18 protein-coding genes are annotated in these 20,397 nt (G+C 66.8%); 5 read left to right on the top strand and 13 right to left on the bottom strand.

Annotation, left to right across the window (positions count from 1 at the left end):
• Positions 1-32: 32 nt before the first annotated feature.
• The 6 genes from fliP to VQ067_RS18760 form a co-directional block, all read right to left on the bottom strand.
• Positions 33-800: a flagellar type III secretion system pore protein FliP gene (gene fliP, locus VQ067_RS18735; RefSeq protein ID WP_003083052.1), complete on the bottom strand. Its 768-nt coding sequence runs from the start codon at positions 798-800 to the stop codon at positions 33-35.
• Positions 797-1,249 (bottom strand): flagellar biosynthetic protein FliO, encoded by a 453-nt coding sequence (gene fliO / locus VQ067_RS18740; RefSeq protein ID WP_003083051.1) that lies wholly within the window; start codon positions 1,247-1,249, stop codon positions 797-799. The genes fliP and fliO overlap by 4 nt, the downstream gene beginning before the upstream one ends.
• A 1-nt stretch (position 1,250) precedes the next feature.
• Positions 1,251-1,724 carry a flagellar motor switch protein FliN gene (gene fliN, locus VQ067_RS18745; RefSeq protein WP_003083049.1) on the bottom strand — a complete coding sequence of 158 codons (474 nt, stop codon included), beginning with the start codon at positions 1,722-1,724 and terminating at the stop codon, positions 1,251-1,253.
• A gap of 27 nt (positions 1,725-1,751) precedes the next feature.
• On the bottom strand, positions 1,752-2,723 hold the full coding sequence (gene fliM / locus VQ067_RS18750) for a flagellar motor switch protein FliM (RefSeq protein WP_003083045.1): 972 nt from the start codon (positions 2,721-2,723) through the stop codon (positions 1,752-1,754).
• A gap of 7 nt (positions 2,724-2,730) precedes the next feature.
• Positions 2,731-3,252 carry a flagellar basal body-associated protein FliL gene (fliL, locus tag VQ067_RS18755; protein ID WP_003083042.1) on the bottom strand — a complete coding sequence of 174 codons (522 nt, stop codon included), beginning with the start codon at positions 3,250-3,252 and terminating at the stop codon, positions 2,731-2,733.
• 242 nt (positions 3,253-3,494) lie between these two features.
• Positions 3,495-4,778, bottom strand: coding sequence for a flagellar hook-length control protein FliK (locus VQ067_RS18760; protein WP_021264529.1), 1,284 nt, complete (start codon positions 4,776-4,778; stop codon positions 3,495-3,497).
• Positions 4,779-4,965: 187 nt separating this feature from the next.
• Between VQ067_RS18760 and VQ067_RS18765 the strand changes: the two genes are divergently transcribed.
• Complete coding sequence (locus tag VQ067_RS18765; RefSeq protein WP_003083037.1) at positions 4,966-5,553, top strand: UPF0149 family protein; 588 nt, start codon at positions 4,966-4,968, stop codon at positions 5,551-5,553.
• 11 nt (positions 5,554-5,564) lie between these two features.
• Positions 5,565-5,972 (top strand): YbaN family protein, encoded by a 408-nt coding sequence (locus tag VQ067_RS18770; protein ID WP_003087079.1) that lies wholly within the window; start codon positions 5,565-5,567, stop codon positions 5,970-5,972.
• Positions 5,973-5,980: 8 nt separating this feature from the next.
• Here VQ067_RS18770 and VQ067_RS18775 read toward each other — a convergent pair whose 3' ends face one another.
• The 4 genes from VQ067_RS18775 to mexM form a co-directional block, all read right to left on the bottom strand.
• On the bottom strand, positions 5,981-7,426 hold the full coding sequence (locus VQ067_RS18775; RefSeq protein ID WP_003083034.1) for a sensor histidine kinase: 1,446 nt from the start codon (positions 7,424-7,426) through the stop codon (positions 5,981-5,983).
• A complete protein-coding gene (locus VQ067_RS18780; RefSeq protein WP_003083028.1) occupies positions 7,404-8,093 on the bottom strand; it encodes a heavy metal response regulator transcription factor in 690 nt (229 codons plus the stop codon). Before VQ067_RS18780 ends, VQ067_RS18775 begins: the two co-directional genes overlap by 23 nt.
• Positions 8,094-8,196: 103 nt before the next feature.
• Positions 8,197-11,307: a multidrug efflux RND transporter permease subunit MexN gene (mexN, locus tag VQ067_RS18785; RefSeq protein WP_003109919.1), complete on the bottom strand. Its 3,111-nt coding sequence runs from the start codon at positions 11,305-11,307 to the stop codon at positions 8,197-8,199.
• Entirely contained in the window at positions 11,304-12,461 is a 1,158-nt protein-coding gene (mexM, locus tag VQ067_RS18790; protein WP_003109918.1) for a multidrug efflux RND transporter periplasmic adaptor subunit MexM, read from the bottom strand. Before mexM ends, mexN begins: the two co-directional genes overlap by 4 nt.
• Positions 12,462-12,641: 180 nt before the next feature.
• On the opposite strand from mexM, the gene lapG reads away from it, so the two are divergent.
• Both lapG and lapD read left to right on the top strand, forming a co-directional pair.
• Positions 12,642-13,355 (top strand): cysteine protease LapG, encoded by a 714-nt coding sequence (gene lapG / locus VQ067_RS18795; RefSeq protein ID WP_003109917.1) that lies wholly within the window; start codon positions 12,642-12,644, stop codon positions 13,353-13,355.
• Positions 13,356-15,308, top strand: a complete 1,953-nt coding sequence (gene lapD / locus VQ067_RS18800) for a cyclic di-GMP receptor LapD (protein ID WP_003116552.1) — start codon at positions 13,356-13,358, stop codon at positions 15,306-15,308. It begins immediately after the preceding gene.
• 106 nt (positions 15,309-15,414) lie between these two features.
• Here the strand turns inward: lapD and lasI are convergent, their stop codons facing one another.
• Positions 15,415-16,020 (bottom strand): acyl-homoserine-lactone synthase LasI, encoded by a 606-nt coding sequence (gene lasI, locus VQ067_RS18805; RefSeq protein WP_003083017.1) that lies wholly within the window; start codon positions 16,018-16,020, stop codon positions 15,415-15,417.
• A 131-nt stretch (positions 16,021-16,151) separates the two neighbouring features.
• Here lasI and rsaL point away from each other — a divergent pair, with 131 nt between their 5' ends.
• Positions 16,152-16,394 (top strand): quorum-sensing transcriptional regulator RsaL, encoded by a 243-nt coding sequence (rsaL, locus tag VQ067_RS18810; protein ID WP_003083010.1) that lies wholly within the window; start codon positions 16,152-16,154, stop codon positions 16,392-16,394.
• Here rsaL and lasR read toward each other — a convergent pair.
• Positions 16,384-17,103: a transcriptional regulator LasR gene (lasR, locus tag VQ067_RS18815; protein ID WP_003082999.1), complete on the bottom strand. Its 720-nt coding sequence runs from the start codon at positions 17,101-17,103 to the stop codon at positions 16,384-16,386. The genes rsaL and lasR overlap by 11 nt on opposite strands.
• Positions 17,104-17,553: 450 nt before the next feature.
• Positions 17,554-20,262: a cation-transporting P-type ATPase gene (locus tag VQ067_RS18820; RefSeq protein ID WP_033991673.1), complete on the bottom strand. Its 2,709-nt coding sequence runs from the start codon at positions 20,260-20,262 to the stop codon at positions 17,554-17,556.
• Positions 20,263-20,397: the final 135 nt, after the last annotated feature.

The following is a 20,397-nucleotide window of genomic DNA, read 5'->3' on the forward strand; positions in this document are numbered from 1 at the left end:
CGCGCCAGCGGCGCGTCAAGCCGGCGGCACCGCTAGACGGTGCCGAAACTGCCCGCCAGCGTCCCGATGATCAGCGCCCAGCCATCCACCAGGACGAACAGCATGATCTTGAACGGCAGGGAAATGATCAGCGGCGACAGCATCATCATGCCCATCGCCATCAGCACGCTGGACACCACCAGGTCGATGATCAGGAACGGGATGAAGATCATGAAGCCGATCTGGAACGCGGTCTTCAGCTCGGACGTGACGAAGGCCGGGACCAGGATGGTCAGCGGCGTCGCCTCCGGGCTGCCGATGTCGGTGCGCTTGGACAGGCGCACGAACAGCTCCAGGTCGGAGGTGCGAGTCTGCGCCAGCATGAACGCCTTCAGCGGGACCTCGGCCTTTTGCAGGGCTTCCTGGGCGGGAATCTGCTCGTTCAGGTAGGGCTGCAGGGCCTGGCTGTTGATCTTGTCGAACACCGGGGCCATGACGAACATGGTCAGGAACAGCGCCAGCCCCACCAGCACCTGGTTCGACGGCGTCGATTGCAGGCCCAGCGCCTGGCGCAGGATGGAGAAGACGATGATGATCCGGGTGAAGCTGGTCATCAGCATGACGAACGCCGGGATGAAGCTCAGCGCGGTCATGATCAGCAGGATCTGCAGGCTGACCGAATACTCCTGCTGGCCCTGGCCGTTGGTGGTCACGGTGATCGCCGAGATCGATGTCGGGTCGGCGGCCAGCGCCGGCCACGGCGCCAGCAGCAGGAGGCAGAGCGCGGCGAGCGCGCCGGCCAGGGAGATGCGCGGAGTCATGGCTTACCCTTGGGGTCCTTGTTCAGCAGCTCCAGCAGGCGCTGGGCGAATTCCGGCGTGGCCGGCTCGCCGTCCGGCAGGTGTACCGGCTCCTTGAGCACGTGCAGCGGCGTGATCCGGCCGGGCGTCAGGCCGAGCAGGATCTGCTCCTCGCCGACCTGCACCAGCACCAGCCGGTCGCGCGGACCCAGCGGCTGGCTGGCGAGGGTGCGGATCAAGCGGTTGCCGCGCGGACCGGCCTGTTGCACCCGGCGCACCAGCCAGGCGAGCAGGAAGATCAGGCCGATCACCAGGCCCAGGCCGAGCACCAGTTGGGCCAGTTGCGCGGCGGCGCCGGAAGCGGCGCCCACCGTCGGCGCGGCGGCACCCGTCGTCCCCTCCGCGGCGCACAGCGGCGCGCTCAGCGAGGCGAGTGCCGGCAGGAAGCCGGCGAACAGGTAGCGACGCATGTCAGCGCAGCTTCTTGATGCGTTCGCTGGGACTGATCACGTCGGTCAGGCGGATGCCGAACTTCTCGTTCACCACCACCACCTCGCCGTGGGCGATCAGGGTGCCGTTGACCAGTACGTCCAGCGGCTCGCCGGCCAGGCGATCGAGTTCGATCACCGACCCCTGGTTCAGCTGCAGCAGGTTGCGGATGCTGATGTCGGTATGCCCGACCTCCATGGAAATGGTCACCGGGATGTCCAGGATCACATCCAGGTTGGGCCCCTCCAGGCCGGAAATGGTCGGCGCCTTCGGCGAAGCGCCGAACTCTTCCATCGGCGCCCGCGGGGTGCTCGGCTCCGCCACGGGGGTCGCGCCGCCCTGGGCCATCAGCGCATCGATGTCGTCCTGGCTGGCGTCGCCCGCCTCGGCCAGCGCCGCCGCCCACTCGTCGGCCAGTGCCTGTTCCTCGGTGGTCACTTTTTCTTCGTCTGCCATGGTTCGTCTTTCCTCCGGGGGAAGCGATCAGCGCGAGCGCTCGACCGCTTCGAGAATCTGTAGCGCCAGGTTGCCCTTGTGGGCGCCCAGCTTGACCTTGAAGGCGGGCACGCCGTTGGCGCGCATCACCATGTGTTCCGGCATCTCCACCGGGATCACGTCGCCCGGCTGCATGTGCAGGATGTCGCGCAGCTTGAGCTGGCGGCGGACCACGGTGGCGCCGAGCGGTACCTGGACGTCGAGCACGTCCTCGCGCAGGGCCTTGATCCAGCGCTCGTCCTGGTCGTCGTGGTCGGACTGGAAACCGGCGTCGAGCATCTCGCGGATCGGCTCGATCATCGAATAGGGCATGGTGATGTGCAGGTCGCCGCCACCGCCGTCCAGTTCGATGTGGAAGGTGGAGACCACCACCACCTCGCTGGGACTGACGATGTTGGCCATGGCCGGGTTGACCTCCGAGTTGACGTACTCGAAGTTCATCTCCAGCACCGCCTGCCAGGCTTCCTTCAGATCGACGAAGGCCTGCTCCAGCACCATCCGCACCACCCGCAGTTCGGTCGGGGTGAACTCGCGGCCCTCGATCTTGGCGTGGCGGCCGTCGCCGCCGAAGAAGTTGTCCACCAGCTTGAACACCAGCTTGGCGTCGAGGATGAACAGCGCGGTGCCGCGCAGCGGCTTCATCTTCACCAGGTTGAGGCTGGTGGGAACGTACAGCGAGTGCACGTACTCGCCGAACTTCATCACCTGCACGCCGCCGACCGCGACGTCGGCCGAACGGCGCAGCAGGTTGAACATGCTGATGCGGGTGTAGCGGGCGAAACGCTCGTTGATCATCTCCAGGGTCGGCATGCGGCCCCGGACGATGCGGTCCTGGCTGGTCAGGTCATAGGACTTGACCGATCCCGGCGTCGCCTCGACTTCGGTTTCCACCAGGCCATCGTCGACGCCGTGCAACAGCGCGTCGATTTCATCCTGGGAAAGCAGATCTTGCACGGCCATGGGATACCTACTGCAGCACGAAATTGGTGAACAACACTTGTTCGATAGCCAGTTGGCCGGTTTCCTTCTTGGCCAGTTCCTGCAATCCGGCGGTCGCCTGCTGGCGGAGCATTTCCTTGCCCACCGGCGTCACCAGCGAGTCGAAACTCTGACTCGAGAACAGCATCACCAGTTTATTGCGAACCAGCGGCATGTGCTCGCGCAATGCGTCCATCTGCGCCTTGTCGCGCCCCATCAACGCGACGCCGACCTGCATGTAGCGCTGCCGGCCGTTCTGGTTGAAGTTGACGACGAAGGCCGGCGCCAGGATCTCGTAGAGCGCCGGCTGCTTGCCCGGCTTCGCCGCCTCGCTGGCGACTTCCTCGGTCTTCTCGGCCTTCAGCGACTTGCTGAGGAAGAACCAGGTGCCGCCCACCGACAGGCCGATCGCCAGCAGCAGGCCGACCACGATCAGCAGGATCAGCTTCAGCTTGCTCTTGCCGCCGCTCGGAGCCCCCGCGTCGGCGGGTGTCGCCTCTTTCTTAGCCATGCCAAAAATCCGTCGCTATAGCGTCAAATGAAGGGTTTCACAGGGGCAGAGCAAGGGTTGTGCCATTTCTGCAACGCCGCCCCGCCCCTGGGGCCAGCCCCGGAATGCTGTCCGAGATGATAGACGGCGCGGATATTACAGCCTGGCCACAGGAAATCATCCCCGTCTTTTGCGAAATCGCCCGCTCCGGAAAAAGAAAGGCCTCCCGCAGGAGGCCCAAAGGGGAAATGCAGTCGTTCGCCTCAGGCGTAGTAGTCGACCAGACCGCGCGCCGCCGAGGAACCCGGCCGGCTGCGGATCTCGCTGACTCCGGCAAGGGTTTCCTCATCGCCCGAGGCCTCGCCGGCAAAGCCGCGTCCGCGCGCCGATCCGCCCTCGCCCTGCTGCTGGCCCTGCCAGCCCCGCGCCAGCGACTGGTCGGAGACGTTCACGTCGAGTTGGTTCATGCCCTGCTGGCTGAACATGTCGCGCAGCCGGTGCATCTGGCTTTCCAGGGCGTCGCGAACGCCGGCGTTGGGACTGGCGAAGGTCACCTGGGTCTGGTCGGCGGTCATGTGGATGCGCACGTCCAGGCGTCCCAGCTCGGCGGGGTCGAGCTGGATCTCCGCCGACTTCAGGTTCTGGCTGGACATCCACATCACCCGGTCCACCACCGCCTCGCTCCAGCCGTTCTGCTGCATCGCCACCGGCTGGCCGGGCACCGTGCCGTTCACCGGACGGTTGGTCAGGGCCTGTTGCGCCATGGCCTGAGTCAGCCCGTTGAGCTTGGCCGCGAAAGGTTCACCGCGGGGTTCCGCCTTGCTCTCCAGCAGGCTCTCGGAGGCGGCGCTGGCGACGGCCGGCTCGGCGGTCTGCTGCAACTGGGCCTCGAGCGCCTTGCCGTCGACGGCCTTGGTCAAGGAATCCGAGGTCAGGCTGGCAAGGGCATCGCCGAGGTTCGCCTGGCGCGGATCGGCGCTCTTCGCCGGCCCGCCTTTCGCCGCCTGCGCGGCGTCCTGGGCACCCTGCTCCAGGGCCATGTTCACTGCCGGAACGCCGTTGAGCTTGACCAGGGTCGGGTCGCTGCTGGCTTCGGTCAGGCTGGCCGGAGCACTGCTGGCCGTCGGCACGGCCGGCGGCAGCAAAGTCGCCTGGGTATTCTCGTCGAGCATCGGCACGGCGCCGCCGAGGCCGAGCAGTTGCAGCGGATCGACCGGCGTTTCGACTTTATTTTCGCCGTCGGCCTTGGCCTGGCCGTCGGCCGGCAAAGGCTTGCCGTCTTCGGCAACGGCCGGTTGCCCGGCGGTATCCGTCGGCTGCGCCTCGGCAGCCTCCTTGCCGGCGTCCCGCGGCTTGTCCCGCGAACCCTTGGAGGGACCGTCGGCGCGCTCGGCGGGCTTCTTCGCGGTCTCCTTGGCATACATGTCGGAGAAGCTGGAAGTCTTGTCGTTACTGGGCTCAGGCGTTTTCTGCTGGCTCTTCGGCGCAGCGGCCTTGGGCTTTACATCAGGCGTCGGCGGCAACAACACACCAGGGGCGACGGCCATGGGAATTCTCCATTTGCGAAGGGATTGCATCGTGGCTTGCGCAAGGGATGAAGCAAGGTCCGGGCCAACTTCGCCGAGAGCGTCCGTGAAACGCTCGCCAGGGCGCCGCAGCAGGCACGCTCGCTTTGCCCGCAGGTCCCGTCTGGACTACAATCCAGAGCCGCATCCCTCCCGAGGTAGTACCCTGATGTCCTTCGCCGAAAAACTGTCCCGTCTGCAAGCCTTCCTCGATGCCGATGACCTGCACGAAGAAGCGCTGGACTACGTGGCGACCCACGGCTACCTGACCGCCCTCTCCATCTGCCCGGAGCAGGTGCCGGAGCGGGAGTGGATCGACGCCCTGTTCGCCGAACCGCCGCACTACCGCAGCGATGAGGAGCGCCAGGAGATCGAGACTTCCCTCGAGCAGCTCAAGGCGCACATCACCCGCGTGTTGGCCAGCGACGAAGACCTCGAGCTGCCCTGCGACCTCGACCTTGGCGACGAGCCGGACGACTCCGACCTGCGCGGCTGGTGCATCGGCTTCATGGAAGGCGTGTTCCTTCGCGAGGAAGTCTGGTTCGAGCAGGCCGAGGAGGAAGTCAGCGAGCTGCTGCTGCCGATCATGGTCGGCTCCGGCCTGTTCGACGAGCAGCCCGAGTTCGACGAGATCGCCCGCGACCGCCACCTGGTGGACGACATGGTCGCGCAGATTCCCGACCTGCTGACCAACCTGTTCCTGCTCTGCCAGGCGCCGGAAGAAAAGCCCGCCCTGCTCAAGCCGCGCACGCACTAAGGAGCGCCGCGGTGGCGCAGCGGGAAATTCGCCCGAGCGCTCGCGCCTGGGTGCGCTATAGCCTCCAGGCCGTGGGTTTCCTAAGCGTAGCCCTGGGCGTGATCGGCATCTTCCTGCCGGTGCTGCCGACCACGCCTTTCCTGCTCCTCGCGGCGGCCTGCTTCATGCGCAGCTCGCCGCGCTTCTACCACTGGCTGGTCGGCCATCCACGGCTCGGCCCGTGGATCCGCGACTATCTCGACGGCGAAGGCATCCCGCTCAAGGGCAAGGTCTACGCCATCGGCCTGATGTGGGCCAGCATCGCCCTTTCCTGCTACCTGGTCCGACGCCCCTGGGCCCAGGGCTTCATGCTGACCAGCGCGGTACTGGTCAGCATCTATATCCTCCGCCAGAAGACCCGCCCGCCGCACGACGCCTGATGGCCCGCTCAGGACAGCGCCGGATCGCCCTCGCCCAGCGGCAAGCGGTCGCCGGGCCCGCGCCGCTCGGGGCTCAGCACGGTGAAGCCGAAGGTGTTCCAGCCGTCCGCGCTGTCGACGAACACCGAACCGCCGTGCATGCTCGCCACCGCCTTGACGATGGACAGGCCGAGGCCGTGGTTGGCCTCGCTGTTGCTGCGCGCCGCGTCGACCCGATAGAAGCGTTCGAACAGGTGCCTGCGGTGCTCGTCGGCGATCGGCACGCCGGGGTTGCTCACCGCCACCCGCACTTCGTCGCCGCGCCGCTCGACGCCGACCCGCAGCGTGCCGCCGGCGGCGGTGTGCTGGGCGGCGTTGTACAGCAGGTTGGTCACCGCCCGCTGGAACAGGGCGCGCTCGACCAGCGCGCGGGCCTCGCCGCGCACCTCGATACCGACCCCGGCCTCGTCGAAGATCACCTCGAGGAAATCCACCGTGGTGGCGATCTCGCCGGCCAGCGAGGTTTCCTCGCGCTCGCAGGCCAGGCGTCCCTGGTCGGCGCGGGCGAGGAACAGCATGTCGTTGACGATCGCCCGCAGCCGCTCCAGCTCCTCCAGGTTGGATTGCAGGACCTCTTCGTAATGTTCGCCGCTGCGTTCGCGGGACAACGCCACCTGGGTCTGGCCGATCAGGTTGGTCAATGGCGTGCGCAGCTCGTGGGCGACGTCGGCATTGAACGACTCCAGGCGCACGTAGGCCTGCTCCAGGCGGTCCAGGGCGCCGTTGAACGCTCCCACCAGCTCGCGCAGCTCGGCCGGCAGCGGCGAGAGCTGCAAGCGCTGCGACAACTGCCGCGGGCTGATCCGCCGGGCCTCCTCGGAGAGCCGATGCACCGGCCACAGGCCCAGGCGGGCGATCCAGTGGCCCAGCAACGAGGCCAGCAGCACACCGAGGGCGGACAGGCCGAGCAGCCATTTCAGGGTGGAGGTCCGCGCCTCATGGAACGCCGCGCTGTCGATGGCGGTGACGTAGGTCAGCCGCGGCCGCCCCTCGCGCGCCGGCAACACGCCGACCCGCGCGGTCAGCGCGTACCGGTGCTCCGGCAACTCCAGTTCGTAGCGGCCGGCGCCATCGGCGATCAACCGCTGCACCGGTTCGCTGAAGCGCCCGTAGTGATAGCGCGGGTCGTCGCTGTCGATCCAGAAACGGATCAGCTCGTACTCCTGGCTCAGGTTGTCCAGCTTGCCCTGCAGGTGCGGCCAGCGTTCGGCCAGGTCGGGGTGGTCGAGCATCCGCGAGACCATGTTGAAGCGCACGTCCACCTCGCCCTGCTGCAGGCGCTCGGTCTGGCGGTCGAGGATGCAATAGAGCATGGTGCCGATGAGGGCGAAGATCACCACCGCGGCGCCGGCGAACATTCCCGCCAGGCGGGTCGACAAGGACATGCCCACCTCAGCCCGACTCCGCCAGCGCACGGTTCTCCAGGACGTAGCCCATGCCCCGGATGGTATGCAGCAGCTTGTTCTCGAACGGACCGTCGAGCTTGGCGCGCAGGCGCTTGATCGCCACCTCCACGACATTGGTATCGGTATCGAAGTTGATGTCCCAGACCAGTTCGGCGATCGCCGTCTTCGACAGGATCTCGCCGCTGCGCTGGGCCAGCACGCAGAGCAGCGCGTACTCCTTGGCAGTCAGCTCCAGGCGAGTGTTGCCGCGGAAGACCTTGCGGCTGAGCAGGTCGATGGACAGGTCGGCGATGCGCATCTGCGAATGGCTTTCGTGGTTGCCGCCGCGCCGGGTCAGGGCCTGCAGGCGGGCAACCAGTTCGAGGAAGGAGAACGGCTTGATCAGGTAGTCGTCAGCGCCCTCGCGCAGCCCGCGCACCCGGTCTTCCACGCGCTCGCGCGCGGTGAGCATGATCACCGGGGTCTGCCGCCGCTCGCGCAACGCCCGCAGAACGCCGTAGCCGTCGACGCCCGGCAGCATCACGTCGAGCACGATCACGTCGTACTCGCCATGGAGCGCCAGGTGGCGACCGTCGATGCCGTTGTCCGCCAGGTCCACGGTGAACCCCTGTTCGCTGAGGCCACGGTTCAGGTAGTCCGCCGTCTTCGCCTCGTCCTCGACAATCAGTACCCGCATCTATCGCCCGATCCTCTGTTCGCCTTCGCATCCCGGGCGGGACGCATGCCTGCCTGCATCCTAGCCACGCGCCGCCGTCCAGGAAAGCCGCGTCCGTTACGCCTCATGACGCCGTCGCCCCAGCGGTTCCGCCGTCCGAGGTCGTCGCCCCGCGCCGGTGGAACAGCCGCTCCAGGGCCAGGTATACCACCGGCGTGCTGAACAGGGTCAACACCTGGCTCACCAGCAGCCCGCCGACCACCGCGATGCCCAGAGGCTGGCGCAGCTCGGAACCGGTGCCGAAGCCGATCATCAGGGGTATCGCGCCCAGCAGCGCGGCCAGGGTGGTCATCATGATCGGCCGGAAACGGGTCAGGCAGGCCTGGTAGATCGCCTGCTCCGCGCTCATTCCCTGCTCGCGCTGGGCGACGATGGCGAAGTCGACCATGAGGATGCCGTTCTTCTTGACGATACCGATCAGCAGCACGATGCCGATCAGCGCCATGATCGAGAAGTCCTGGCCCCAGGCCCAGAGCAGGAACACCGCGCCGATCCCCGCCGAGGGCAGGGTCGAAAGGATCGTCAGCGGATGCACGAAACTCTCGTAGAGCACGCCGAGGATGATGTACACCGCGATCAGCGCGGCGAGGATCAGCAGCGGTTGCGAGGCCAGCGAGCTCTGGAAGGCCTGCGCCGCGCCCTGGAACACGCCGATAATGGTCGAGGGCATGCCGATCTCCTCCTGGGCGCGCTGCACCGCCTGCACCGCCTCGCCGAGGGACACCCCGGCAGCCAGGTTGAAGGACAGGTTGACCGCCGGGAACATGCCGTTGTGGTTGATCTGCAGCGGCCCGGAGCGCGGCGCCGCGACCTTGGCGATGGCCGACAGCGGGACCATCTCGCCGCTCAGCGGCGAGCGCAGGTAGAACCAGTCCAGGCTTTCCGCGCGGCCGCGCTGGCGCGCATCGAGTTCGAGGACCACCTTGTACTGGTTGACCTCGGTCTGGTACTCGCCGACCTGGCGCTGGCCGAAGGCGTCGTAGAGGGTCTGGCTGACATCCTCGGCGCTGAGGCCGAAACGCGCCGCGGCCACCCGGTCGATGTCCAGCGCGGTGACGCTGGCGCCGACCTGCAGGTCGTTGGACACATCCATCAGCCCCGGCACCTGCTTCAGGCGCTCGGTGAGGCGTTGCGCCCAGAGCGCCAGCTGGGTGCTGTCGCTGCTGCGCAGGGCGTACTGGTACTGGGTCCGCGAGGGTCCGGAACTGAGGTTGATGTCCTGCGCCGCGCGCAGGTAGAGCATGATTCCCGGCACCTTGGCCAGTTGCGGGCGCAGCCGGTCGATGAACTCACCGACCGAGACATCGCGCTCGCCACGGTCCTTGAGGACGATCCAGAAACGTCCGTTGGCCAGGCTCTGGCTACCGCCGGTGACGCCCACCGCATGGTTGTAGCTCTGCACCGCCGGGTCGCTGGCGATGATCTCGGCCAGTTGCCGGTGCTTGGCGACCATGTCGTCGTAGGAGATATCCTCGGCAGCCTGGCTCGTGCCGAAGACGAAGGCGGTGTCCTGCAAGGGGAAGAAACCCTTGGGAATCCCGACGTAGCCGGCCACCGCCACCAGCACGGTAAAGGCGAAGCCGACCAGCATCAGCCGCTGGTGCCCGAGCGCCCAGCGCAGGCCGCGTTCGTAGCCGCCGGTCAGCCATTCGGCGAAGCCCTTTCTCGGCGCTTCGGCATGCCGCAATGCCGGCATGAAGCGCGAAGCCAGCATCGGCGCCAGGGTCAGCGAAGCGACCACCGAGATCAGGATCGCCACCGTCACGCTGACCGCGAATTCGCGAAACAGCCGGCCGACGATCCCGCCCATGAACAGCAGGGGAATGAACGCGGCGATCAGCGAGAAGCTGATGGAAATCACGGTAAAGCCGATCTCCGCCGCGCCCTTGAGCGCCGCCTCGACCTTCGAGGCGCCCGCTTCCAGGTGTCGGTGGATGTTCTCCACGACCACGATGGCGTCGTCGACGATGAAGCCGACGGCGATGATCAGCGCCACCAGGGTCAGGTTGTTGAGGGTGAAGCCGAGCACGTACATCGCCGCGAAGCTGGCGCTCAGGGACACCGCCAGCACCGTGGCGACGATCAGGGTCGCCGACAGCTGGCGGAGGAACAGGCCCATCACCAGCACCACCAGGCCAATGGTCAGCAGCAGGGTCAGTTCGACCTCGTGCAACGACGAGCGGATGGTCCGGGTGCGATCGTTGAGCACGTCTACCTCGATGGTCGCCGGGAGCATCTCGCGCAGGCGTGGCAGCGCGGCCTGGATCGCGTCGGCGGTATCGACGATGTTCGCCCCAGGCTGGCGCAGGATCACCAGCGCCACCCCGGGCACGCCGTTCGGCCAGGCCTGCACGTAGTCGTCCTCGGGCGCCGAGACGATCCGCGCCACGTCCTTGAGGAACACCGGCGCGCCCTGGCGGTAGGCGACCACCAGGTCGTCATAGTCGCTGGCGTTGAACAACTGGTCGTTGGCCGCGAGGGTCGACACCCGCCCCTCGCCGTAGAGCGCGCCCTTGGCCAGGTTGACGCTGGCCGACTGCAACGACTGGCGCAGGTCGGCCAGGGTCAGCTGGTAGGCGGCGAGCTTTTCCGGCTGGGCCTGGATGCGGATCGCCGGGCGCTGCTGGCCGACCACGAAGATCTGCCCCACGCCGTTCACCTGGCTGAGCTGGCGGGCGAGGATGGTCTCGGCGTAATCGCTGAGTTCGATCAGCGGCATCATCTCCGAGTTGACCCGCAGGATCATGATCGGGCTGTCCGCCGGGTTGACCTTGCGCCAGGTCGGCAGGTTCGGCATGTCCACCGGCAGCCGCCCGGCCGCGGCGTTGATCGCCGCCTGGACTTCCTGGGCGGCGACGTCGATGCTCTTGTCGAGGCTGAACTGCAGGGTCAGGGTGGTAGTGCCCAGGGCGCTGCTGGAGGTCATCTCGGTGATCCCGGGAATCGCGCTGAACTGCACTTCCAAGGGGGTGGCCACCGACGAGGCCATGGTTTCCGGGCTACCGCCGGGCAGCAAGGCGTTGATCTGGATGGTCGGGAAGTCCGCCTCCGGCAACGGCGCCACGCCGAGCCGGAGGAACGCCAGCAGCCCCAGCAGCAGCGAGGCCAGGGTCAGCAGCGCGGTGGCGATCGGGTGCCGTACGCACCAGCCGGAAATCCCGGCGCGCGGCGTCACGGCCGCCGCTCCGTGGCCTGGGCCAGGCTCGGGCGCGGCTCCTGGATATCGACCAGGGCGCCGGGCATCAGCCGCGAGTGGCCGTCCACCACCACCTGGTCACCGCTGGCCAGGCCTTCCACCACACTGAGGCCGTCGATGTCCTGGAGCACCCGCACCGGCACCGCCTCGACCCGGTCGGCGGCGACCCGGTAGACGAAATTGCCCTCCAGGCCGCGGCGCACCGCCTTGCTCGACAGCACCAACTGGTCGCGCCGGACCCCGGTGTGCAGGCTCACCGCGACGAACTGCCCGGGCCAGAGCCGGGCCTGGCGGTTATCGAAGGAGGCGCGCACGCGGATGGTGCCGGTGGAACTGTCGATCTGGTTGTCGATGGTCAGCAACCGGCCCTCGCCCAGCGCGCTCCCGCCGTCGCGGCTGTAGGCGCGCACCGCCGCCTCGCCGCCGAGCAGCGCCTGCAACTGGGGCAACTGTTCCTGTTGCAGGGAGAAGACTACGGAGATCGGTGCGATCTGGGTCACGCTGAACAGGCCGAGACTGTCGCCGACCCGCACCAGGTTGCCGACATCGACGTTGCGGATACCGACCTTGCCGGATACCGGCGAGGTGATCCGGGTGTAGGACAGGCGCACCCGCTCGGCGTTGATGGTGGCATCGTTGGCCTTCAGGGTCGCGCGCAACTGGTCGACCGTCGCCTGCTGCTGGTCCAGCAGTTGGCGTGACACCGCACGCTCGGCATACAGGCTGCGGTAGCGTTGCAGGTCCTGCTCGGCGGATTTCAGCTGGGCCTGGTTGCTCGCCCTGGAGGCCTGCGCCTGCTCCAGCGCGGCGACGACGGCGCGGTCATCGATGGTCGCCAGCAACTCGCCCGCCTCGACCATCTGCCCTTCGCTCACCAGCAGGCGGGTCAACTGGCCGTCGATCTGGGTGCGGATCACCACGTTGTGCAACGAAGTCACCGTGCCGATGCCGCTGACCTGTTGCTCGACGTCGAGCCGCTCCACCCGCGCCACGTTCACCGGGACCCTGGCCGGCGCGGGCGCCGCCTTCGCCCCGGCGTCGCCGCCGAGCCATGCCCAACCGCCGAAGGCGACCAGGCCCGCCGCCAGCACGCCCACCAGGACCCGTCCCCCACCACTGCGCAACGCCTGCATCTGTCCACCTTTCCCAGTCGCCGGCCTCGCGCGGCCGACTTCGTTCTTCTTTATAAGCAGCGCAGCGGGACCCCACCCTGACCCCTGAATGACAATCCTGTCAGTTTCGCCGGACACCCCGCGCTGGCAGGCCGCCCGGCGCTCTCGTAGACTTCGCTGAGTCCTTCCGGAGCCCGCTCGATGTCCCCAACCCCCGGCGCCCGCCGGCCCTGCCCCAGGGCCTACGCCCCCTGGCTGCTGTCGCTGGCGGCGACATTGCTGCTGGCAGTCGGCGCGGCGCTGGCGCAGTGGGACCTGGAGTCGATACTGAGCCGTGCCGAGCAGCGCTACGGCGAGCTGGGCGCGGCGAAATCACGCCTGGGCGACTGGGGCCGCCTGCTCGAACAGGGCGGCACGCTCGACGAAGCGGCCAAGCTGCGCGCGGTCAACGACTTCTTCAACCAGTCGCTACGCTTCACCGACGACATCGAAATCTGGCAGCAGGAAGACTACTGGGCGACTCCGGTCGAGGCGCTGGTCAAGGGCGCAGCCGACTGCGAGGACTACGCCATCGCCAAGTACGTGACCCTGCGTCGCCTCGGCGTCGCCAGCGACAAGCTGCGCATCACCTACGTCAAGGCCCTGCGCCTGAACCAGGCGCACATGGTGCTGACCTGGTACGCCAGCCCGGGCGCCGACCCACTGGTGCTGGACAACCTGATCGGCGAGATCCGCCCCGCTTCGCAACGCGACGACCTGTTGCCGGTGTACGCCTTCAATGCCGAGGGCCTCTGGCTGCCCGGACCCGACGGCGGACGCCGGACCGGCGACAGCAAGAAGCTGTCGCGCTGGCAGGACCTGCTGACCAAGATGCGCGCCGAAGGCCTCGACCTCGACGCCCCCAAGGAGGATTGAATGTCACTGCTCAAGCAATTGTTCCTCGCCATCTGCCTGTTCCTCGTCGTCGCCTTCAGCGGCAGCTTCGTCAGCAGCGTGGAGAACTCCCGCGAGCAGTTGCGCGGCCAGTTGCGCTCCCACGCCCAGGACGCCGCCACCGCCCTCGGCCTGTCCCTGACGCCACACGTGGACGACCCGGCGATGGTGCAACTGATGGTCAGCTCGATCTTCGACAGCGGCTACTTCGCCAGCATCCGGGTGATCGACATCAAGAGCGGCAAGCCGCTGGTCGAGCGCGTGCAAGCGCATGCCGAGCGTACGGTGCCCGGCTGGTTCGAACGCCTGGTGGATCTCCAGCCCCAGGGTGGCGACGCGCTGATCATGCGCGGCTGGGAACAGGCGGCGCGGGTCGAGGTGGTCAGCCATCCGCAATTCGCCCTGGCGCGCCTGTGGGACAGCGCCCTGGGCAGCCTCTACTGGTTGCTGGCCTGCGGCGCGGTGAGCCTGCTGCTTGGCGGCTGGCTGCTGCGCCGCCAACTGCGCCCGCTCGACCAGATGGTGCGCCAGGCCCATGCCATCAGCCGGCGGGAATTCCTCAGCCTGCCCAGGCTGCCGCGCACGCCGGAGCTGCGCCGCGTGGTGCAGGCGATGAACCAGATGGTGGAGAAACTTCGCACGCTGTTCGCCGAGGAGGCCGCGCGTAGCGACAAGCTACGCGCCCAGGCCTACCAGGACAGTCTCACCGGCCTGCCCAACCGGCGCCTGTTCGACGCCCGCCTCAACGAACAGCTGGGTGCCGGCGAGCACGAGCATGCCGGGCAGCTCCTGCTGCTGCGCCTGAACGACCTGAACGGGCTGAACCAGCGTCTCGGCGGGCAACGCACGGATGAACTGATCCAGGCGGTCGCCCGCTTGCTGGTCGACTCCTGCGGCCAGCAAGGGCGCGCCGACTGGCTGCTGGCCCGCAGCCGCGGCGGCGAGTTCGCCGTGCTGGCTCCCGGTTGCTCCCGCGAGCAGGCCGAACGCCTGGCCGAGGAACTCTGCGAAGGCCTGGAGAACCTTGCCCGCACCGGTGCCAGCGATCTCACGCCGGTCGCCTATCTCGGTATCAGCGCGTTCGCCGAAGGCGACTCGCCCGCGGATCTCCTGGCCCGTGCCGACCAGGCCCTGGCCCAGGCCGAAAGCCAGCCCGCCCAGCCCTGGGCGAGCCAGGACGGCACCGCGCTCGCGGCGCTCAACGACAGCCAGGACTGGCACGACTGGATCGACCAGGCCCTGACGGAGCGCCGCCTGCTGCTCTATTTCCAGCCGGTGGTGGACTGCCTGGACACCCAGCGCGTCCTCCACCACAAGGTCCTCGCGCGCCTGCTCGACCCGCAGGCCACGGCCATCGCCGCCGGGCGCTTCCTGCCCTGGATAGAACGTTTCGGCTGGGCCGCGCGTCTCGACCTGGCGATGCTCGAACAGAGCCTGGAGCACCTGCGGCGCCATCCACGGCCGCTGGCGCTGAGCCTGTCGGCCGCCAGCGTCCGCAATGCGCAGGCGTTCGCCCCGCTACTGGCCCTGCTCAAGGCGCATCCGCAGGAGGCGCGCCAGCTGACCCTGGAACTGGACGAGCGGCACCTGCCATCCGCGGCCGAACTGGAGCGCCTCAGCCAGGTCCTGCGCGAACTGGGCTGCGGTCTCGGCCTGCAGCATTTCGGCGGCCGCTTCAGCCTGATCGGCAACCTTACCCATCTGGGGCTGGCCTACCTCAAGCTGGACGGCTGCTACCTGCACGCCGTCGACCGGGAAGGCGACAAGCGGTTGTTCATCGAAGCGGTCTATCGCACCACCCACAGCATCGATCTACCGTTGATCGCGGAACAGGTGGAAACCCTCGGTGAACTCGAAGTACTGCGGGAAATGGGCTTGCGTGGCGCCATGGGACGCCTGTTCGGCAGCCCGGCGCCCTGGTCCGGGGATGCCTGATAGCGAGTCCGGAGCGGGTCGGACTCGCTTTACAGCGGATTCGGCATCGACGCCAGGCGCTCCCTCTCCGACAGAGAACGCGCCGGCGCGAGCCGACAGGTCCCCGTCATGAAACCGCCAGTCGCTGTTCCACCAGCACTCCCCCGTAAAGCGCGATCTGGGTCTTGGCATTGAGTTCGATACGCAAGGCCACCGCGCGCTCGATGCCGATCTTCAGGTGCGGACCGAAGCGCGATACGTCCAGGCCGGCACGGATCATCATCTTCTCCACCCCTACGGTGGTTACCGTCACCAGCGTCTGGATGTCGTTCTGCAGGCTGTAGCGGGCCAGCGCGCGCATCGCCTCCAGCGTACAGTCGGAAAAGCCCAGCGAGCCTTTCTGTCCAGAGTTGATGGCGAAACGGCTGAGTTCCCAGATGTGCGGCGAGCAAGGCGCTTCCTTGCCGTGCAGAAGCTCCGGGAAGGTGTTCTTCAGCATGTAGGGGCCAGTGGTATCGAGAATTCGCCAGCAACCGAAAACCTGGGCTTCAGGAGTATCTTCCTGGATCAACATGTAATAAGGGCTGAGTGCGTCATAACCATCGATTTCCATCTCGTCGATGACACTAACGTCCCAGCCTTTGCGCTCCTTGAACACTTGAGCACGCAACTTGTGCATCTCGCCCAGCAGTTTTTTATCGAACTCTTCGCGCCGACCAATTTGTACGATCATCTTCACTTCCTCCAAATAGGAAGCTGAAGAATTTATGCAAATTTCATAATTTTATAACTAGCAAATGAGATAGATTTCGGTGAACCCGGACCCTTGCTAGGCTCGAAGAAACGTCCGAAAAGATCAGAGCAATGGCTTCACACGAGAGAACACAGCCCCAAAACATGGCCTTCCGGGCAAAGGCCACCCGCACCGCCCGACGGGAAAGCCAGGAAACTTTCTGGAGCCGCTTCGGGATAAGCCAATCCTGCGGCAGTCGTTTCGAGAATGGCGAGAACCTGCCCTTCCCTATATATCTGCTTTTGCATTTCTATATAGAAGGGCAAATTACCGATCGCCAGCTCGCCGACCTGAGAGGCAAGATCAGAGAGTAATAAGACCCAAATTAACGGCCATAATGGCCGCTACGCGGCGGGAGGTCACACCGAACTTCCGCCGAATATTTCCCATATGGAAGTTCACATTGGCTTCCGAGCAGTTGCAGATAACCGATATCTCCCAACTGGTCTTGCCGATGGCGCACCACTGCAACACTTCCTTCTCCCGGCTGGTCAGAACCACCGGTTTGCTGACCGGATGTTCGAAGGCCAGTCCGGCACCGCTCTGCAGTGCGTAGTCCTTGAGCATCCACAGGGTCGGCAGGACCGACTCCATGAAACGGTTGGCCTCGGCCCGGTTTTCCGCTTCCACGCTGAGGCTCAGCGCGCCGAGTTCGCCGCGAGCACCATGCAGCGGCATGGTCAGCCCATACACCAGGCCGGCGGCCGAGGCTTCCTCGAAGAACTCGTGCTGCTTTCGCGTCTGGTAGATGGACGGTTCCCAGAAAATCGGCAGTACGCTCTGGGTACAGTGACTGACCGTCGGGTCGACCCGCGCGTAGCCAGCCCGGTCGTAATGCTCGCGCCAGGCGGCCGGGTAGTTGCCGACGATGAAGGCGTTCTCGTAGTCCTGGCTGTCCTTAGGCAACAGGCCGAAGAGGATCTTCGAGAATCCAAGGTCGCTCGCCATCTTCTGCAGGATGGCGCTCCACTCCAATTTTCCACTTGAGCGTTCCAGCTCAAGAAAACCGTCAACCAAGGCCATAGCGCTACGTTCTTCTTAAACTATTAACCAATCAGCCAAATATGGATTCGGCACCCGATATCCGGCACGTTGTACGGCAGTCCGAGAATCCCGGCTTCCTGCCGAGGCGCATGCGCCCGTGCCCGACGACCCCTGAAGATGTCCAGTCAGCCCACTCTATAGAGTTGGCGTTGTGCCGGAAAGGCACATTTCAGTCCCACTTAACAATAGACCGCGGCGTTTGATGCACCTAGTACGATACCCGTCCTAGAGGGTAAGCAAACGTTTAAATGTGATCTAGATCACATTTTATGCGAACTGAATACCCAGTCACGCCTGGTCCCCGGGTTCACTGTCGGCCCATCGCCACGCGTGCGACCGCTCTCGGCCGGGCGATCCGAGGCGCAGTCGTCGGTGCGCGGCGCACGGGCAAAGGCACAGCGCCGTGGCCAAAGGGGCGACCTCGCGGCATCAGGCCTGCCGGGCACGAACCCGGCGACATAGCCACTTTTCCAGTTCGGCGACGCAGAACAGGCCAAGCCCGGCCAGCAGCACCCGCGCCCACTCGCCCGGGGCCAGGCCGACCGAGCCGAACAGCGCCTGCAACGGCGGCGCGTAGGTATAGAGCAGTTGCAGCACCACGCAGGCGGCGATCGCCAGCAAGACCTGGCGGTTGCCGAACAGGCCCTCGCGGCTGAGCACCGAATCGTAGATATGCCGGCTGTTGAGCAGGTAGAACATCTCGCACACCACCACGCTGTTCACCGCCATGGTCCGCGCGCGCTCCAGCCCGGTGCCATGCTCCAGCTCCCAGAGGAACAGGCCCAGGGCGCCCGCCATCATCAGCAGCGAGACCAGCAGCACCCGCCAGACGAAGAACAGCGACAACAGGGGCTCCGCCGGCGGGCGCGGCGGACGCTGCATCAGGCCGCGCTCGGCCGGATCGAAGGCCAGCGCCAGGCCCAGGGTGCTGGAGGTGGCCATGTTGATCCAGAGGATCTGCGCCGGCGTCATCGGCAGGGTCAGCTGGAACAGGATCGCGGCGATCACGATCAACGCCTCGCCACCGTTGGTCGGCAGCATGAAGAGGATGAATTTCTTCAGGTTGTCGTAGACCGCCCTTCCCTCGCGCACGGCATTGGCGATGGTGGCGAAATTGTCGTCGGCGAGGACCACCTCGGCCGCCTCCTTGGCCGCCTCGGTGCCCTTGTTGCCCATCGCTACGCCGACGTCGGCGCGCTTCAGCGCCGGCGCATCGTTGACCCCGTCGCCGGTCATCGCCACCACCTCGCCGCTGGCCTGCAGGGCCTGCACCAGGCGCAGCTTGTGCTCGGGGCTGGCGCGGGCGAACACATCGACGCCCGGCAGCACTTCGCGCAGGCGCTGGTCGTCGAGCAGTTCGATCTCCGCGCCGGTCAGCGCCGGCCGGTCGATGCCGATCCCGAGCATGGCGCCGATCGCCCGCGCGGTGTCGACGTGGTCGCCGGTGATCATCTTCACCGCGATACCCGCCGCCTGGCATTCGGCGACCGCGGCCACGGCCTCCTCGCGCGGCGGATCGATGATGCCCACCAGGGCCAACAGGGTGAAGCCATGTTCCACGTCGGCGAAATCCAGCGTGCGCTGCTCTGCCGGCATCGCCCGCCGGGCGATGGCCAGCAGGCGCAGGCCGCGAGCGGCGGTGTCGGTGGCCAGGCGCCGCCAGTAATCCGGGTCGAGCGACCGCACCGAGTCGCCCACCCGTTCAGCCTCGCACATGTCGAGGATGCGCTCCGGCGCGCCCTTCAGGTAGACCATCGCCTGGCCCGCGTGGTCGTGGTGCAGGGTGGCCATGAAGCGATGCTCGGACTCGAACGGAATCGCATCGCTGCGTGGCCGTTCCGCCGCCAGCGCCTGCGGATCGAGGCCCAGCTTGAGGCCGAGGCTGAGCAGCGCGCCTTCGGTGGGGTCGCCCTCCAGTTGCCATGCCTCGCCCTCCTGGTGCAGGCGCGCCTCGTTGCACAACAGCGTCGCGCGACCGATCTCCTGCAGATCGTCGCGTCCGGCGGGATCGAGGCCTTCGCCGTTGTGGCTGAAACCACCCAGCGGAGCGTAGCCGGCGCCGCTGACCTCGATCACCTGGTCGGCGGTGACGATACGCTGCACGGTCATCTCGTTGCGGGTCAGGGTGCCGGTCTTGTCCGAGCAGATCACCGTCACCGAACCCAGCGTCTCCACCGCCGGCAGGCGGCTGACGATGGCGTTGCGCCGGGCCATGCGCTGTACGCCGAGGGCGAGGATCACCGTCATGATCGCCGGCAGTCCCTCGGGAATCGCCGAGGCGGTCAGCGCCACCACCAGCATGAACATGTCCACCATCGGCTGGCCCTGCCAGAGGGTGCCGAGGACGAAAGTGGCGCCGGCCAGCAGCAGGATCGCCAGGGCCAGCCAGCGACTGAAGCTGGCGATCTGTCGCAGCAGCGGAGTGGCCAGGGTGCGGACTTCGCGCAACAGCGTACCGATCCGGCCCAGTTCGGTATCCCCGGCGGTGGCGACCACCACTCCGCGCGCCTGGCCGCTGGTCACCAGGGTGCCGGAATAGGCCATGCAACGGCGGTCGCCGAGCAACGCGTCGATGGCCACCGCGACGCAGCCCTTCTCCACCGGCACCGACTCGCCGGTCAGGGCCGACTCGTCGACATGGAAGTTCTTCGTTTCGAACAGCCGCAGGTCGGCCGGCACCCGGTCGCCGGAGGCCAGCAGCACCACGTCGCCCGGTACCAGGCGTTCGGCGTCCAGCGCCTGGCGCTGGCCGTCGCGCAGGACCAGGGCATGCAGCGAAAGCATGTCGCGGATGGCGTCCAGCGCGTTGGCCGCCTTGCCCTCCTGGACGAAACCGATCAGCGCGTTGACCACCACCGCCAGGAGGATTACCGCACTGTCCACCCAGAAGCCGAGCAGCGCGGTGACCAGCGAGGCGAACAGCATCATGTACAGCAGGACGTTGTGGAACTGCCGCAGCAAGCGCAGCAGCGGCCCCTGGCGTTTCGGCGCGGGCAACCGGTTGTAGCCGTGCGCCGCCAGGCGGCGGGCGGCCTCGTCCGCGTCCAGGCCGGCGGCGGAGCTGTGCAATCGTTCCAGCACCCGTTGCGGCGGGCTGGCATGGGCGTCGCGGGAAGACAGGGGTGGGATGCCGTTCATGGGATTCCTGCGCCTCGTTCTGATGAACAGAACTATCGGGCAGGCCTGCGCCGCAACGTTTGACCTGTCTCAAACGGATGCTTGCAGTTGAAAGCATCTGGCCGGGGAAAACTTTTCCGGATGTTGCGCGGCACC

This window comes from Pseudomonas sp. KBN12P06040 (assembly GCF_037574965.1).
Classification (GTDB): Bacteria; Pseudomonadota; Gammaproteobacteria; order Pseudomonadales; family Pseudomonadaceae; genus Pseudomonas; species Pseudomonas aeruginosa.

Coding starts and splice junctions, on each gene's coding strand:
- rsaL (WP_003083010.1), top strand. CDS start 16,152: ATGGCTTCACACGAGAGAACACAGCCCCAAAACATGGCCTTCCGGGCA.
- fliO (WP_003083051.1), bottom strand. CDS start 1,249: ATGCGTCGCTACCTGTTCGCCGGCTTCCTGCCGGCACTCGCCTCGCTG.
- fliL (WP_003083042.1), bottom strand. CDS start 3,252: ATGGCTAAGAAAGAGGCGACACCCGCCGACGCGGGGGCTCCGAGCGGC.
- fliM (WP_003083045.1), bottom strand. CDS start 2,723: ATGGCCGTGCAAGATCTGCTTTCCCAGGATGAAATCGACGCGCTGTTG.
- lapD (WP_003116552.1), top strand. CDS start 13,356: ATGTCACTGCTCAAGCAATTGTTCCTCGCCATCTGCCTGTTCCTCGTC.
- VQ067_RS18765 (WP_003083037.1), top strand. CDS start 4,966: ATGTCCTTCGCCGAAAAACTGTCCCGTCTGCAAGCCTTCCTCGATGCC.
- VQ067_RS18760 (WP_021264529.1), bottom strand. CDS start 4,778: ATGGCCGTCGCCCCTGGTGTGTTGTTGCCGCCGACGCCTGATGTAAAG.
- lapG (WP_003109917.1), top strand. CDS start 12,642: ATGTCCCCAACCCCCGGCGCCCGCCGGCCCTGCCCCAGGGCCTACGCC.
- VQ067_RS18780 (WP_003083028.1), bottom strand. CDS start 8,093: ATGCGGGTACTGATTGTCGAGGACGAGGCGAAGACGGCGGACTACCTG.
- lasR (WP_003082999.1), bottom strand. CDS start 17,103: ATGGCCTTGGTTGACGGTTTTCTTGAGCTGGAACGCTCAAGTGGAAAA.
- VQ067_RS18820 (WP_033991673.1), bottom strand. CDS start 20,262: ATGAACGGCATCCCACCCCTGTCTTCCCGCGACGCCCATGCCAGCCCG.
- fliP (WP_003083052.1), bottom strand. CDS start 800: ATGACTCCGCGCATCTCCCTGGCCGGCGCGCTCGCCGCGCTCTGCCTC.
- mexM (WP_003109918.1), bottom strand. CDS start 12,461: ATGCAGGCGTTGCGCAGTGGTGGGGGACGGGTCCTGGTGGGCGTGCTG.
- fliN (WP_003083049.1), bottom strand. CDS start 1,724: ATGGCAGACGAAGAAAAAGTGACCACCGAGGAACAGGCACTGGCCGAC.
- lasI (WP_003083017.1), bottom strand. CDS start 16,020: ATGATCGTACAAATTGGTCGGCGCGAAGAGTTCGATAAAAAACTGCTG.